Raw genomic sequence first — 14,578 nt, 5'->3', positions numbered from 1 at the left:
ATTCTTTTTTAAAACCACCTGAATTTATTTAATTTATTTGAAATGACATCTTAAACTCTGTCTCATTAATCAAATCATAATGTTTGACTTTGACTTCATTTTGTTGCAATACAGACTGGGTGATACTCAAGGTTTTTAAAAAATCATTCCTATTAATAACCAATCCGTTTTCTGGATTATCGGCTTCAGTATACCGATGAAAATGATACATTTCAATTTCTGAAACATCTTCCTTATTATCTAAAAAAGCATGAAATAATTTCGCTCTTTTATCTCGAATTTCTTTTGGATATAAAGTCGACGAAGCCCAAATATGTTTTTTATTCACGTCTAATAAATTAGTATACTTGAAAGTCCCATCCCAGCGAAGCTGATACAATTGTCCCTCTTGATATAGTACTATCGTAAAAGGCTCAATGTTATCTAATTCAATAGTGTCCCAATATTGCTTTGGCGAAAGATTGCCTATGACATCCAAAACAATTAATCCTCTACTTTTTCTATACGGAGGTTTATATTCATGTTTCTCTTCAGCACCATTCAATAAAACTAAGACGGTTCCGTTTTCATCTATTGCATACCAAGTTCCTCCAGCTTTTGGGTCTTTTGGGTAAATTACTTTTTTATTATTTACAATATATTCCATAGGATGTATTGCATTTAATCGAATCACACTTTCATCTCTATTAGAAGTGATAATTACCTTATCATTTGTTTTTACAAAACTTACTGTACACATTGGTTTCTATATTCGATTGTTGAACGAGCTACTCCAAAATTTTCATTTAGCGTAATGGAACAATTTTGGATAACTCCAACTTTTATAAGCGCCTGATGATGTATGCAATGTTCTAAATTATATAGTAATTCTCTAAAATAATTTGTTTCGATTCGCAACTCCTCAGCATCTACAATTTGCTGCAATTGCAATTTTTTATTTTCTTTTTCTAGAACGTTTTGAATAAACTCAATTTGACTAATCGCAAATGATGTATCAGTTTGTATTTGATGGTTTCTTTCCCTATTATCATAATTCACAATTCCCGAATCGTAATTAAGCACCAAACATTGAAACATTTCAATAATATGCCTGGTGTGTTCCCCAATGGTCGAATTACTTAATGAAATACAAGGTTTTGAATACTCAACATTTGATAATTGGACTAACAAATCCTTTAATTCATTTAAACTATTATTTATAGAATGTAGCAACATATTTTTATAGTGAATTTGGTGTTCTACTTATTAATTCTATCCCAATTTTCATTGGCTTTTGATTTCAAATTAGCCTCATCTTTATTCCAATCTTTGAGAGTGTTATTCAAAAAAGCGTTGTAAAATAAATAGAGTTTTCCATCAACAATTTTAAATGTCTTGGGATTTACTGACACTTTTTCTCCAGATTTACCAATGGCGTATGCACACCACCCCCCGTATTGGGGCTCATAAGAAGATGGATTCTTTAAAAACGTCTCTTTATTTTTTTTTGATGAAAAATAATAAACAACACCTTTGTAAGTCACCGCAATTTCTTTGTTCCCTTTAATCGCTTTCGATTCCACAAAATAAGAAATTGGATCATAACCTTGAATCGCTATGCCATTCTCTAAATTAAATTGAGAAGCTCTTTTGATTTCATTTTGTCCAAAGACCAATACTGAAACCAATACTAAAACTAAAATTGGAATGATTTTTTTCATACGCTTCTTCTTTAAAATAAAATATATCTAATAGCTCACTTAAATAAAGACGGTACAAATCGGGATTCCTTACACTACTTATTAAAAAAGGAAACTATTTCAAATTTCTTTTAAAAAATCCATCTACTTATGAAACGGCAAATTCACTACCAAAAGCTATTATATATATATACGTCCCAAATTGTCATTTGGTTTCAAAAAAAGTAATTGATACACCATTTCATTATTCTATTAAAGCAAACTTCTGGATATTACAATTTTCTGGATTTCGGAAGTTCCTTCGTAAATCTGAGTAATTTTAGCATCTCGCATCATTCGCTCTACATGATATTCGGATACATATCCATTTCCACCATGAATTTGAACCGCTTCAATCGTTGTATCCATTGCGGTTTGCGAAGCAAATAATTTAGCCATCGCACCAGATTGCGTGATATCCTGCCCTGCATCTTTCTCCAATGCCGCTTTATAACATAGCATTTTAGCAGCCATAATCTGCGTTGCCATATCAGCCAATTTAAAAGCAATCGCCTGATGTTTAAAAATTTCTTTCCCAAAAGCTTTTCGCTCTTGCGAATATTTTAATGCCAATTCATAAGCTCCTGTAGCAATTCCTAAAGCTTGGGCTGCAATTCCTATTCGCCCCCCATTAAGAATTTCCATAGCAAAATGAAAACCAAAACCATCTTCCCCTATTCTATTTTCTTTTGGCACTTTTACATCATTAAACAATAACGAATGTGTATCAGAACCTCGAATTCCCATTTTCTTTTCTTTTGGCCCAATATCAAAGCCCTTCCATCCTTTTTCGACAATAAAGGCATTGATTCCTTTATGCCCTTTTTCAACATCCGTCTGAGCCATAACTAAATAAGTCGAAGCTGATGAACCATTTGTAATCCAATTTTTGGTTCCATTCAACAAATAATAATCCCCTTTATCAATAGCAGTCGTTTTTTGGGAGGTAGCATCGGAACCTGCTTCAGGCTCAGACAAACAAAAAGCTCCTAAAACTTCGCCTTTTGCTAAGGGAACTAGGTATTTCTGTTTTTGCTCTTCGTTGCAATATTTTTCCATTCCGGCACAAACCAACGAATTATTGACAGACATAATAACCGCAGCCGAAGCATCCACTTTGGCTAATTCAACCAATGCCAAAACATAGGCCAAATTATCTAAACCTGCTCCACCATATTTAGGATCCACTACCATTCCTAAAAAACCAAGTTCAGCTAACTTCTTTACTTGTTCTGTTGGAAATTTAGAATGCTCATCTCTTTCAATCACACCAGGCAATAATTCGGTTTGAGCAAAATCTCTAGCTGCTTGTTGAATCATCAAATGCTCTTCTGATAAATTAAAATCCATATTTATTTTTGATTATTATTCATAATACGCTACTTTCAAAATAAAATTAAATTAACTGAATTACAATTATTAATTTTACCTGATAGAAAATTAGCCTATTTATTTGATTTTATCTAATTATAGAGGAAGATATTTAGGCCTAAATAAAAAATATTCCTGCATGAAAAAAGAATCTTATAATATTATTGGTGTAATGTCTGGGACTTCATTGGACGGAGTAGATTTAGCACAAATTCAATTTACAATCAAAAACAACCATTGGGATTTTGAAATTATCCATAGCGAAACTGTACCATACAATTACGCTTGGATTTCTATTTTAAAAAATGCCGTTACTTTTTCAAAAGAAGCGCTTGAAGAATTAAATCATGATTACACACTGCTTTTATCTTCAATAATAAATGAGTTTGTAAACAAGCACCAAATAAAAGAGCTCGATGCTGTTTGTTCTCATGGTCATACTATACTGCATCAACCTCAAATAAACTATACACTGCAAATTGGAAATTTACCCGAAATTGCTAAACTTACTCAGCAAACAGTAGTTTGTAACTTTAGAGTTCAAGATGTGCAATTAGGTGGACAAGGAGCGCCACTCGTACCTATAGGTGACCAAATCCTATTTTCAAATTACCATTATTGTATGAATCTAGGTGGGTTTTCGAATGTATCATTTGAAGAGAATGGAAATAGAATTGCCTTTGATATTTGTCCAGTAAACACCATTTTAAATTACTATGCTAATCAATTAGGAATGGACTATGACAATAAAGGTGAAAATTCACGAAATGGAACAGTAAATATTGAATTACTAAACGAATTGAATAGTTTAGAATTTTACCAACTAAAACACCCTAAGTCACTTGGTTTTGAATTTGTTAAAGAAATCGTTTTGCCATTAATGGAAGAGTACGAAATCGAAATCAAAGATAAATTGGCCACTTTCACCGAACATATTGCTTTGCAAACTGCTTTGGCTTTGCCAAATAAAAACAGCACTCTATTTATCACAGGAGGAGGAGCTTACAATGATTATTTGATAGAACGCATTAAAAACCATTTGCCTGAAATGAAAATAATCATTCCAGAACCAACTATTTTAGAATACAAAGAAGCTTTAATTTTTGGACTTTTAGGAGTATTAAAACTAAGAGAGGAAGTGAATGTTTTAGGCTCAGTTACAGGTGCCAAAAAAAATCATAGCTCTGGTTTTGTTTACTCGAAATAAACATTTAATTCAGTCATACTTATAATTTTTATAATATCTTAGCGTTTCAATAAAAAAGAAAATCTACTATGAGTTTATTGTTACAAGCAGACACTTTATCTGTTGCAAATGAAAATTTAGCCGAAGCGGTTCCAGTTGAAAAAACCTTATCAATCATCGAATTAATGTCTAGTGGCGGACTAGCGGGGCAAATCATTATGATTGCTTTATCTATAATGCTTTTCGTAGCTTTATATATTTATTTTGAACGCTTGATGGCCATCAACGAAGCCTCAAAAATCGACGGTGGGTTTATGGCACAAATACGAGACAACATTCGAAATGGCCGAATTGATAGTGCCAAAATTTCTTGTGCTCACACCAAATCCCCTGTAGCACGATTAATTGAAAAAGGAATTTCTAGAATTGGGAAGCCTCTTGATGACATTAACACCGCTATTGAAAATGCTGGAAAACTGGAAATATATAAACTAGAAAAAAATATTAGTATTCTAGCCACAATCTCTGGAGCTGGACCAATGACTGGTTTCCTAGGAACGGTGGTAGGTATGATTCAAGCTTTTCATAAAATGGCAACTTCTGGTGGCCAAATTGAAGTGGGTGCTTTATCAGAAGGAATATACACCGCAATGACAACTACTGTTGCAGGATTAGTCGTAGGTCTAATTGCTTATATAGGTTATAATCATTTGGTAGTAAAAACAGACAAACTAGTTCACCAAATGGAAGCTAATGCCGTTGATTTCTTGGACTTATTAAATGACCCAGCTTAATTATGAATATTAGAGGACGAAATAAAGTAAGTGCCGAATTCAATATGTCTTCCATGACTGATATTGTATTCTTACTATTGATATTTTTCATGCTAACATCAACCATGGTAACTACCAACGCATTAGACTTAGTATTACCTAAAGCAAAAGGAAAAACAGATAGCAACAAAAACATAGCAGTAAGTATTAATAAAAAATTAGAGTTTTTTATTGACAAAGAGCCTGTTTTAGAATCTGATTTGGAATCTAAACTACTGGGGATATTCTCAAGTGACAATTCAAAAGCAATTATATTGAGAGCCGAAGAAGGTGTTCCAATTGAAAAAGCAGTTAATGTTTTAGATATTGCTAACAGAAATCAAATTAAAGTTGTTTTAGCGGTACGCCCAAAATAAACCTATTTGACCTTCAAAAAACAGATTAATTCTACATGAAATATTTAGAAACAGAAGAAGAAAAAAAATCATTTGTTATCACATCAACCATTTTTGTGATACTATTGATCTTGTTTTTTTATCTAGGCTTAACTTCTCTTGATCCACCACCTGAAAACGGAATTGCCATCAATTTTGGCACAACTGAATTTGGTGCAGGCGAAATTCAACCCAAAGAAGCTATCCAATCTGCTCCCACTCCTACGGCTGCAAAACCATCAAGGTCAAGTGACGATGATGTTATTTCGCAAGACATGGAGGAAGCAGTTGTTATGAAAAAGGCAAAAAAAGTGGAACCTACCAAAGAAGTTGCCAAAGAAGAAGTAAAACAAAAACCAGTTGAAAGTCCAAAACCTTCAAAAAGTACCACTGATGCATTATCCAGCTTAATCAACGGACCAAAATCAGACGGAAAAGCAAAAGGTGGCGAGGGGAATGATGATAAAGCAGGAGATAAAGGAAGCTTAAACGGTGATCCATACGCGAATACTTACTATGGTTCTGGAACTGGAGCTGGAGGAAACAGTGGCTGGGGACTTAATGGGCGCACCATAAGTTCAAGAGGTAAAGAAGTTCAAAAATGTAACGAATCAGGGACTGTAGTGGTACAAATTACAGTGAATCGAAATGGAAATGTAATTGCAGCTAAATACACTAAAGGAACCACAAATACGAATCCTTGCCTGATAGAACCTGCTCTAGCAACAGCTAGGAAATACAAATGGCAACCAGACAGTAATGCACCTGAAACACAAATTGGGTTCATTACGGTAAACTTCAAATTAGGGGAATAAATCCTTTAAAAAAAATATTGATTTCAGTACAATCAACAACAAAATGAATTATCAAGAAACAACCCAATGGATGTTTAATCAGCTCCCTATGTATCAAACACAAGGAGCCACTGCTTATAAGGAAGATTTAACCAACATAAAAGCACTTGCCAACCACCTTAACAATCCACAAGAAAACCTAAAGTGCATTCATATTGCTGGAACAAATGGCAAAGGCTCCACCTCACACATGCTAGCTTCCATATTACAAGAAGCTGGATACAAAGTTGGCCTATACACTTCACCTCATTTAAAGGATTACAGAGAACGTATAAAAATTAACGGTCAAGAAATTAGTGAAGCATTTGTTTGCGAATTCATTGCCAAAAACAAATCTTACTTTGAAACAAATGACATCAGTTTTTTCGAAATGAGTGTTGGACTTGCCTTTGATTATTTCGAAAAAGAAAAGATTGATTTAGCCATCATTGAAGTTGGTATGGGCGGAAGACTTGACGCTACTAATATCATCTCCCCTCTCCTTTCGGTAATAACAAACATTGGATTAGACCACGTACAGTTTTTAGGAAATACACTCGAACTTGTTGCTGGTGAAAAAGCAGGAATTATAAAAGAAAAAACACCGGTAGTAATTGGGGAATACACTCCAGAAACCAAAGCTGTTTTTATTGAAAAAGCCAAAGAAAAAAATGCTGCCATTTATTTTGCTTCTGAATTAATTTCAGAGACTTTCCCATCTGATTTACTTGGAGACTATCAAGTTTTTAATAAAAAAACCGTTTTACAGGCTATTGCCGTTTTGAAATCTAATAACGGAATAGCGGTTTCAGAAGAACAAATCAAAAAAGGTCTACTAAATGTGACTAATAACACCAACCTTCAAGGTAGATGGCAGCAATTAGGAAGTTCGCCCAAAATAGTTTGCGACACTGCTCATAACAAAGAAGGACTTAACATTGTATTCAATCAAATTCAAAAAGAGAATTTTAATAGGTTACATATTGTTTTTGGAGTTGTAAACGACAAAAACCTAGAGGCTATTTTACCTTTATTGCCAAAAAATGCTATTTATTACTTTTCAAAACCAAATAATCCAAGAGGTTTAGATGTTAAAATTCTATTCGAAAAAGCAACAGAAAACGGACTTAAAGGAAAAACATTCAACTCAATACCAGAAGCTTACGAAAACGCTATAAAACAAGCAGAGAGTGATGACTTTATTTATGTAGGTGGTAGTACCTTTGTAGTTGCAGAAATACTTTAATTTTTTTGAGTTTTATAGTTGCAAATACAAAAAAGAGTCTTATATTTGCACTCGCAATCACAAAATGATAGCAACCTAATAAAATAGGGCGATTAGCTCAGCTGGTTCAGAGCACCTCGTTTACACCGAGGGGGTCGGGGGTTCGAACCCCTCATCGCCCACAAAACTTCTCAAGAAATTGAGAAGTTTTTTTTTGCTCACTTTTTATTAATAAAAAAGGATCAATCAGGGATCAATCCGGATCAGGAACAAAAGTTGGGGATTAGGGAATATAAATAAGACCAAAAGAAAAACGGATCAATCCTAAAACCTGTGGAGCGACAAAAATTAAGCATAAATATTAGTTAGCCTAAAAAGGAAAAACTCAATGTTTCTAACTCCTCTAAACTGCGACCTAAAAGCTTTTATTTTGGCATTGAAGGATTCTGCCGAAGCATTAGTACTTCTGTTGTCAAAATAGTTTAATATGTTTTGATAATGATTGGTTATGGTTCGAGATATTGTGTTGAAAGACTTAAATCCTGATTGATTTACTTTTTCATGCCATTTGGCCAGTCTAGTAAAAGCAATTATTTTATCAGTTGTGTTTTCAAAGATATTGCGTAAGTCTTGTGTTAGATTGTATGCTTTATGAATATCGGGATATAAATTGAATAATAAGTCCGCACGTTCTTTTTGGTTCTGAGACCATTTTGATTTGTTTTTGTATAAAAAATAACGACTCCTAGCTAGTAGTTGTTTGAGGGTATCGCCGTTGGTTAATATTTTTGGTTCATACTTCGTTTTGCTGCTTTTAGCTTGTTCCATTGCTTCGTTTTCTTGGTCTATAGCTTTCCATCGGTGTTTAATTCTGATCTCTTGCAAAGCTTCAGTGGCAAGTTTTTGAACATGAAAGCGGTCGGTCACTTGTATTGCTTTAGGAAAACATTTTTTAGCAATTAATCCCATATTACCAGCCATGTCCAATGTTATTTCATTAACTAGGTTTCGTTGTTTAAGAGGGATTTTTTCAATAATTGCAATTACTGTTTCTGCTTTTGTTCCAGCAACCATCGCTACTATAGTGCCTTTTCTACCGTTAGCAGCTTTGTTTGTTAAAACGGTGTAAAGCTCGCCATTAGAAAGAGAGGTTTCATCAATAGATAACCGTTTTCCAATGTTTTCAGGAAAAATAAGCCATTGTTTCGCATGTGCTTTTTGATTCCAGATTTTAAAATCACTTAAGAAATCCTTGTATTGATATAGTAGGTTTTTGCCTTTGACACCATAGAAAGAGGCGATAGCATTACAATCATTAGGCTTTGAATCTATTGATTTCTTTTAAAAAAGACGCAAACTCCTGTGTTACCCGAGTTCCGTCTGCTACTAAATTCCAATCTCTAAATACAACTTGTCCAGTATCTTCGTTAAGCCATCTTCTACGAGTAATGTGTAGGTACACTTGATGTCCACGTATTGGAAAATCTTGAACAGTTATCTCATCAAAAAAACCTTTTGAACTTAATTTGTTTTGACGGTATTCTTTTGGAATCGAATTAATCTCTTTTAAGTATAAATGAAGAATTTCTTCACCTTTTTCATAAGAAGTAAGTTCAAAATAATCAACGATAATTTCTGGCAACAATAACTTGAGAAGTTCAACTAAGGAATCTTTCATTTGCATTTAATTTAAAACACAAATATCGAAATTTAATATTTCCCCACAACTTTTTGACTTGATCCAGAAAAACTCCATTACGAATAATGGAGTAGAAACAAAAGAGAATAATCAATATTTATTTTATTCAATTAGCTCAAAAATAGTTTTTAATCTAATATCTGTTGACGACGAACCAATCATTAAATCAAAATCGCCAGGTTCAGCTATCCAATTCAAATCTTTACCGTAGAAGGATAATTTTTCTTTGTTGATACTAAAACGGATTGTTTTTGTTTCTCCTGGATTTAATTTAATTTTTTGGAAATCTTTGAGTTCGATAACGGGTCTTACTACCGATCCTACTTTATCTCTCAAATAGAGTTGAACAACTTCTTCTCCAGCAACTTTTCCTGTATTTTTTAATTGGAATGCTAGTTCGATTGTTTCATTCTTTTTCATCTTTGTTTGAGACAACTTCAAATTAGAATACTCAAATTGCGTATAGCTCAATCCAAAACCAAAAGGAAATTTAGGACTATTTTTCAAATCGATATAAGCAGAAACATAATGCGTTGCAGTGTCGTTTGGTGCGGGTCTTCCTGTATTAAAATGATTGTAATAAATAGGAATTTGACCTTCATCTCTTGGGAAAGTCATCGGTAACTTAGCCGAAGGATTGTAATCACCAAATAAAACATCGGCAATTGCATTTCCAGCTTCGCTACCCAACCACCAAGTATAAAGAATGGCTGGAACACTATCAGCAGTCCAATTGAACACCAACGGTCTTCCAGCGTTTATCAAAACCACCACTGGCTTTCCTGTTGCCTGAATTGCTTTGACTAATTCTTCTTGAACTCCAGGCAAATGAATATTGGAACGGCTTTTGGCTTCGCCACTCATATCCCATCGTTCACCAATACTTAAAATCACAACGTCTGCTTTCATGGCAGTCGCCACAGCTTCGGCAAAGCCTTCTTTGTTATTATCATCGATTTCACAACCTTTGGCATACAAAAGTTCCGCGTTTTTACCTACTTTGTTTTTTAGTCCTTCCCACTGTGAAACAATCTCTTTATTATAATCAACTTCGGGTAAATCTACCGCCCAAAACCCCATATTGGCTTTGTGCTCTTTGACCATTGGACCTATAAAAGCAATTTTTTTTGTGCTTTTGGCAATAGGCAATAAGTCGTTTTCATTTTTCAAAAGAACAATACTTTTGGCAGCAACTTCTCTGGCAATTTTTCTGTGCTCAGGATTGTTCAATTCGCGTTGCTCTCTTTCGGTATTACAATATTTATAGGGGTCTTCAAATAAACCCAACTCAAATTTTTTGCGCAGAATTCTTCTTACAGCATCATCAATAAGAGTAATTGAAACTTTGTTTTCTTTAACCAATTGTGCCAAATTATATCGGTAAGCGTTACTTTCCATATCCATGTCGCTTCCGGCTGTAATGGCTGACAAAGCCGCTTCCTTATTGTCTTTCACATATCCATGAGCTACCATTTCGCCAATAGAACCCCAGTCTGAAACCACAAATCCTTGAAAGTTCCATTTTCCTTTCAGGATGTCTCTCTGCAAGTATTTATTTCCAGTAGCAGGAATTCCGTTGAGATCATTAAACGAATTCATAAAGGTAGCTGCCCCAGCATCCAAAGCCGATTTGAAAGGAGGTAAATAAGTTTCCCATAACATTCGCTCACTCATATCAACCGAGTTGTAATCTCTACCGCCAATAGCAGCTCCATAAGCCGCAAAATGTTTCACACAGGCCAGTACCGAATTGACATCGCCTAATTTTCCTTGAATTCCTTTTACTCGTGCCGCAGCAATTCTTGAACCTAAATAGGTATCTTCTCCAGCACCTTCCATCACGCGTCCCCAACGAGGATCTCTGCCAATATCAACCATAGGAGCAAATGTCCAATGAATTCCTGAAGCGGCTGCCTGAGTTGCAGCCACTCTTGCAGACAGTTCCATAGCTGCTAAATCCCAGCTCGCTGCCTCTGCCAGTGGAATAGGGAAGGATGTTTTGTACCCATGTATAACATCCTGAGCAAAAAGCAAAGGAATTTTAAGTCTGGATTGCATAGCCAGTTCCTGATACTGTCGGGTGTATTTTGTTCCCAAAACATTCAACATAGAACCTATTAAGCCTTGTTTAATTTCGGCTTCCTTATTCGGGTTTATGGTGATGGGTCCAGTGGCTTGGTTGTCACCTGTGTATTGATTCAGTTGTCCTATTTTTTCCTCAATGGTCATTTTTTTCAATAAGGCATTTACCTTTTGATCAATCGTATTTTGTTGCGAAAAAGCAAAAAAAGAGAGCATTAAAAAACCAACCGTTATTTTTCTTTTCATAGTAGTGAAATTTATTCTTTCTGTTTTTAAAATGTAGCTTTCTGTACAACCATTTTTCTGAAGTAGTTGAATAGCATTTGTTGTTTTTGCAGATTAAGCTGTGCTAAAACTGGCAAAAAAACTTTAATTAAAAATTCGGATATAATCAATTTCAAAAGTTGATGAAGTGAAATTAGGATCAATTGCTCCACCAAAATTTCCACCGATGGCCGTGTTAAGAATCAAGAAGAAATTCTGATTGAAAGGAAAACTACTTGAATTTGTGAAAGTATAGAACAGCTTGTTGTCAACATAAAATTTAATATAATTCGCAGTCCAATCAGCGCTGTAAATATGAAACTCAGTGGTCGCATTTTCAATTAATGTTGTAGCCGTATCCGGAGTATTTCCAAAACGTCCTGGTGAGTGCAAAGAACCATGAATCTTATTCAAACTATTCCCTACATGCTCCATCACATCGATTTCACCACAAGCCGGCCAACCAACAGTTCCAATATTATCACCTAACATCCATAGTGCAGGCCATGTTCCTTTACCTTCAGGTAGTTTAGCTCTAAATTCTATCTTACCATATTTAAAAGAAAATTTCCCTTGTGATTTTAATCGGGCAGAAGTATAACTACTTCCCATATAGCTTTCTTTAATGGTTTTAATTTTTAAAACACCATTTTGAACAATGATATTTTCAGGTCTAGAAGTATAATATTGAGATTCGTTATTACCCCAACCATTTCCGTCACCTAAATCATATCCCCAAATAGCACTGTTAGGCGCGCCATCAACGTTGAATTCCTCTGACCAAACTAATTTTGATGCAACTGTAACGGCAACCGTAGTACTGCTACTAATGAAATTCGTTCCATTATAGGCTGAAACATAAATGACATACGTATTGGTTCCAGAAGTTGTGAAAGTATGTGAATAATCAGTTGTTGTTTGTTCTACGGTTTTTCCATCTACCAAAATTTTATATGAAGTAGCATTGTTAGCCGAGATTTTAAAATTCACTATTCCACTACCATCCCCATTTGGATTAGCTGTAGTTGCCCCAACAACAGTAGCACTAATGGACAAATTTGATGGTGTTAGCAAAGCAGCATCATCAGTAGAGTCTCCGCTACTACTACAAGACTGTAGTGTATAAAGTAACACTAGGGTTAACGATATAATTCTTTTGGCAAAATTTTTCATTTAAATGTTTTTATTTTGTTGTTATTCTTATTTGTTGAGTTAAAACCTGTAATATTATTTTTTGTCTTTTATAAAATCAAAGTAGTTTAGATTGAAACCTCCTTTTTCAAAAACAACTTTGATTTTATTTACTCCTTTATTTAGTTGTGCATCTTGGATTATTACTGTCTTCCATATAGAATCGCTCGCTGTGGCGGGTAATATTATACTTGATTTCCTTTTGTTATTTATTTCAAAAAATAATTTCCCATCTTTTTTTGCATTTGAATAGCGAATGGCAACATCATAAGTATCAGCTGTTTTTGATTCTACTGTGTATTGCAGCCACTCACCGTTTTCGATAAAAGAAACTTGAAAGCCATTTGAAACTTCATCGGTAGAAGGCAAAATATCAACGCCATCATTTCGCATGGTATCTCCTTTATTCCAAGCTTCAAAAATTCCAGTATCTACTTTGTAATTGGCTACATCTTTATCGAAATAAGCAAAGCCATTGGTACCCAAATCATAGTCCGTAGCAAATACTTTAGCTGGTAAAATATGTTTTTTATAAGCTTTGGTTTCATTTGTTTGGACTTGCCTGAACATCGCGTCAATAACATCACGCTTGATGGTTAGGTTTTCCATTTTGTAATTATCCGCCATTTGCATCAAGGCATTTTTAGCAAAATCTGGACTCGGTTTCTCACCACCATTTTTCCAGTATTGCAATAGGACTTCATAATCAGGGGTTTTAGTCACTGATGTAATTCCCGCTGTATTTTCTATTTTCTTCATTGGCCAAAAAGCCCATCCAATATTATTTGATTCTACTAATGAAATAGCCTCTTTGAACCATACATTCGAATTTTCGCCACTTTCTCCCAACCAGATTGGAACGTTATATTGCGCTCGGTAATCCAGCATTTTTTGAATAGCTTTTTGATTGTTGTAATTCCAATATTTATGAAAACTTAATGCCATATTATCATCCCAAAGCGGAAAGATTCCATTGTAATTATTTCCCCAGCAATTACCCTCAATAAAAATTATATGATTCGTGTCGACTTCTCTTATTGCCTTTGTAATATTAAGTTGAAGCGCTCTTAAAGGTGCATTTGACGTTTCATCGCATCCATTATCATTGGTTCCTGTAAAGTTCCAATTGGGTTCATTGATAATGTCATACCCCCCAATCCATGGATTATCTTTATAACGAAGGGCTACTTTTTTCCAAAAAGCAATCATTTTATTTTGATTGGCTTTGCTTTCCCATAAAGAAGGTTTAGTGGTGTCGTAATCCGATATATTAGCATCTTTTCCTTGACCTCCGGGAGCAGCATGAAGGTCTAAAATCAAATAGAGTTTATTAGCTTCACACCATTTCAATAGATTATCTGTCATGGTAAACCCCTCTTCAAGCCAGGTGTTTACTCCTGCTACTTTTTCCTGTTCGATTGGTAAAGTATAGAGATTATAATGCATAGGCAATCGAACAGAGTTAAATCCCCAAGCTGCTAGCGAATCGAAATCTCTTTTTGTAATCCCATTTTCTTTGTACGCTTTATAGAAATCATCAGTAGCTTTTTCACCAATTAAATCGGCAATTTTTTGTTTGATAGCATATTGTGGTCCGGCAAATTTATCGGTCTTCAGCATATAGCCTTCTTGAACCATCCAGCCTCCTAAACCTAGGCCTCTCAGAATTATATTTTGCTCATTTCCATCTACGATATTTTGCCCCTTTCGGTGCAAGAAACCTTGACCAAAAGAGCTAATTGAAAGGAATATGGATATGAATAAAGTTAATTTCTTCATTTTTTTTTAATTTATTGTGGTTG

General features: G+C 34.6%; 14 protein-coding genes and 1 tRNA gene. 6 read left to right on the top strand and 9 right to left on the bottom strand.

The window, feature by feature from the left end:
* Positions 1 to 28: 28 nt before the first annotated feature.
* The 4 genes from SLW70_RS05910 to SLW70_RS05895 all read right to left on the bottom strand — a co-directional run bounded on the left by SLW70_RS05910 (position 29) and on the right by SLW70_RS05895 (position 3,068).
* Positions 29 to 739, bottom strand: a complete 711-nt coding sequence (locus tag SLW70_RS05910) for an NRDE family protein (protein ID WP_320891130.1) — start codon at positions 737 to 739, stop codon at positions 29 to 31.
* Entirely contained in the window at positions 727 to 1,215 is a 489-nt protein-coding gene (locus SLW70_RS05905) for a DinB family protein (RefSeq protein WP_320891128.1), read from the bottom strand. The genes SLW70_RS05910 and SLW70_RS05905 overlap by 13 nt, the downstream gene beginning before the upstream one ends.
* 23 nt (positions 1,216 to 1,238) lie before the next feature.
* A complete protein-coding gene (locus SLW70_RS05900) occupies positions 1,239 to 1,700 on the bottom strand; it encodes a YHS domain-containing (seleno)protein (protein WP_320891127.1) in 462 nt (153 codons plus the stop codon).
* Between the two features lie 231 nt (positions 1,701 to 1,931).
* Positions 1,932 to 3,068, bottom strand: a complete 1,137-nt coding sequence (locus tag SLW70_RS05895) for an acyl-CoA dehydrogenase (protein WP_320891125.1) — start codon at positions 3,066 to 3,068, stop codon at positions 1,932 to 1,934.
* A gap of 160 nt (positions 3,069 to 3,228) precedes the next feature.
* Here SLW70_RS05895 and SLW70_RS05890 point away from each other — a divergent pair, with 160 nt between their 5' ends.
* From SLW70_RS05890 to SLW70_RS05865, 6 genes are all read left to right on the top strand, one after another.
* On the top strand, positions 3,229 to 4,296 hold the full coding sequence (locus SLW70_RS05890; RefSeq protein ID WP_320891124.1) for an anhydro-N-acetylmuramic acid kinase: 1,068 nt from the start codon (positions 3,229 to 3,231) through the stop codon (positions 4,294 to 4,296).
* A 68-nt stretch (positions 4,297 to 4,364) separates the two neighbouring features.
* Positions 4,365 to 5,069 (top strand): MotA/TolQ/ExbB proton channel family protein, encoded by a 705-nt coding sequence (locus SLW70_RS05885; RefSeq protein ID WP_320891122.1) that lies wholly within the window; start codon positions 4,365 to 4,367, stop codon positions 5,067 to 5,069.
* A gap of 2 nt (positions 5,070 to 5,071) precedes the next feature.
* A complete protein-coding gene (locus SLW70_RS05880; protein ID WP_320891121.1) occupies positions 5,072 to 5,464 on the top strand; it encodes a biopolymer transporter ExbD in 393 nt (130 codons plus the stop codon).
* Between the two features lie 35 nt (positions 5,465 to 5,499).
* Positions 5,500 to 6,297 carry an energy transducer TonB gene (locus tag SLW70_RS05875; RefSeq protein WP_320891120.1) on the top strand — a complete coding sequence of 266 codons (798 nt, stop codon included), beginning with the start codon at positions 5,500 to 5,502 and terminating at the stop codon, positions 6,295 to 6,297.
* 43 nt (positions 6,298 to 6,340) lie between these two features.
* Positions 6,341 to 7,561 (top strand): folylpolyglutamate synthase/dihydrofolate synthase family protein, encoded by a 1,221-nt coding sequence (locus SLW70_RS05870; protein ID WP_320891118.1) that lies wholly within the window; start codon positions 6,341 to 6,343, stop codon positions 7,559 to 7,561.
* An 86-nt stretch (positions 7,562 to 7,647) separates the two neighbouring features.
* A tRNA-Val gene (locus tag SLW70_RS05865) sits at positions 7,648 to 7,722 on the top strand.
* A gap of 166 nt (positions 7,723 to 7,888) precedes the next feature.
* Here SLW70_RS05865 and SLW70_RS05860 read toward each other — a convergent pair.
* From SLW70_RS05860 to SLW70_RS05840, 5 genes are all read right to left on the bottom strand, one after another.
* Complete coding sequence (locus tag SLW70_RS05860; RefSeq protein ID WP_320891742.1) at positions 7,889 to 8,842, bottom strand: transposase; 954 nt, start codon at positions 8,840 to 8,842, stop codon at positions 7,889 to 7,891.
* Between the two features lie 13 nt (positions 8,843 to 8,855).
* Positions 8,856 to 9,218: a transposase gene (locus tag SLW70_RS05855; protein WP_320888229.1), complete on the bottom strand. Its 363-nt coding sequence runs from the start codon at positions 9,216 to 9,218 to the stop codon at positions 8,856 to 8,858.
* A 123-nt stretch (positions 9,219 to 9,341) separates the two neighbouring features.
* Positions 9,342 to 11,567, bottom strand: a complete 2,226-nt coding sequence (locus SLW70_RS05850) for a glycoside hydrolase family 3 N-terminal domain-containing protein (protein ID WP_320891117.1) — start codon at positions 11,565 to 11,567, stop codon at positions 9,342 to 9,344.
* A gap of 123 nt (positions 11,568 to 11,690) precedes the next feature.
* Positions 11,691 to 12,758 (bottom strand): glycoside hydrolase family 16 protein, encoded by a 1,068-nt coding sequence (locus SLW70_RS05845; RefSeq protein ID WP_320891116.1) that lies wholly within the window; start codon positions 12,756 to 12,758, stop codon positions 11,691 to 11,693.
* A gap of 54 nt (positions 12,759 to 12,812) precedes the next feature.
* Positions 12,813 to 14,555 (bottom strand): cellulase family glycosylhydrolase, encoded by a 1,743-nt coding sequence (locus SLW70_RS05840; protein ID WP_320891115.1) that lies wholly within the window; start codon positions 14,553 to 14,555, stop codon positions 12,813 to 12,815.
* Between the last annotated feature and the right edge of the window lie 23 nt (positions 14,556 to 14,578).

It is taken from the genome of Flavobacterium sp. NG2 (genome assembly GCF_034119845.1).
In the GTDB taxonomy this organism is placed as follows: domain Bacteria; phylum Bacteroidota; class Bacteroidia; order Flavobacteriales; family Flavobacteriaceae; genus Flavobacterium.
The sequence above is the reverse complement of the archived record's forward strand: the minus strand, read 5'-3'. Positions and strand labels throughout refer to the sequence as shown.

Bases quoted from the DNA above. Each gene is read 5' to 3' on its own strand.
- SLW70_RS05910 (WP_320891130.1), bottom strand. From the start codon at position 739: ATGTGTACAGTAAGTTTTGTAAAAACAAATGATAAGGTAATTATCACT.
- SLW70_RS05905 (WP_320891128.1), bottom strand. From the start codon at position 1,215: ATGTTGCTACATTCTATAAATAATAGTTTAAATGAATTAAAGGATTTG.
- SLW70_RS05900 (WP_320891127.1), bottom strand. From the start codon at position 1,700: ATGAAAAAAATCATTCCAATTTTAGTTTTAGTATTGGTTTCAGTATTG.
- SLW70_RS05895 (WP_320891125.1), bottom strand. From the start codon at position 3,068: ATGGATTTTAATTTATCAGAAGAGCATTTGATGATTCAACAAGCAGCT.
- SLW70_RS05890 (WP_320891124.1), top strand. From the start codon at position 3,229: ATGAAAAAAGAATCTTATAATATTATTGGTGTAATGTCTGGGACTTCA.
- SLW70_RS05885 (WP_320891122.1), top strand. From the start codon at position 4,365: ATGAGTTTATTGTTACAAGCAGACACTTTATCTGTTGCAAATGAAAAT.
- SLW70_RS05880 (WP_320891121.1), top strand. From the start codon at position 5,072: ATGAATATTAGAGGACGAAATAAAGTAAGTGCCGAATTCAATATGTCT.
- SLW70_RS05875 (WP_320891120.1), top strand. From the start codon at position 5,500: ATGAAATATTTAGAAACAGAAGAAGAAAAAAAATCATTTGTTATCACA.
- SLW70_RS05870 (WP_320891118.1), top strand. From the start codon at position 6,341: ATGAATTATCAAGAAACAACCCAATGGATGTTTAATCAGCTCCCTATG.
- SLW70_RS05855 (WP_320888229.1), bottom strand. From the start codon at position 9,218: ATGAAAGATTCCTTAGTTGAACTTCTCAAGTTATTGTTGCCAGAAATT.
- SLW70_RS05850 (WP_320891117.1), bottom strand. From the start codon at position 11,567: ATGAAAAGAAAAATAACGGTTGGTTTTTTAATGCTCTCTTTTTTTGCT.
- SLW70_RS05845 (WP_320891116.1), bottom strand. From the start codon at position 12,758: ATGAAAAATTTTGCCAAAAGAATTATATCGTTAACCCTAGTGTTACTT.
- SLW70_RS05840 (WP_320891115.1), bottom strand. From the start codon at position 14,555: ATGAAGAAATTAACTTTATTCATATCCATATTCCTTTCAATTAGCTCT.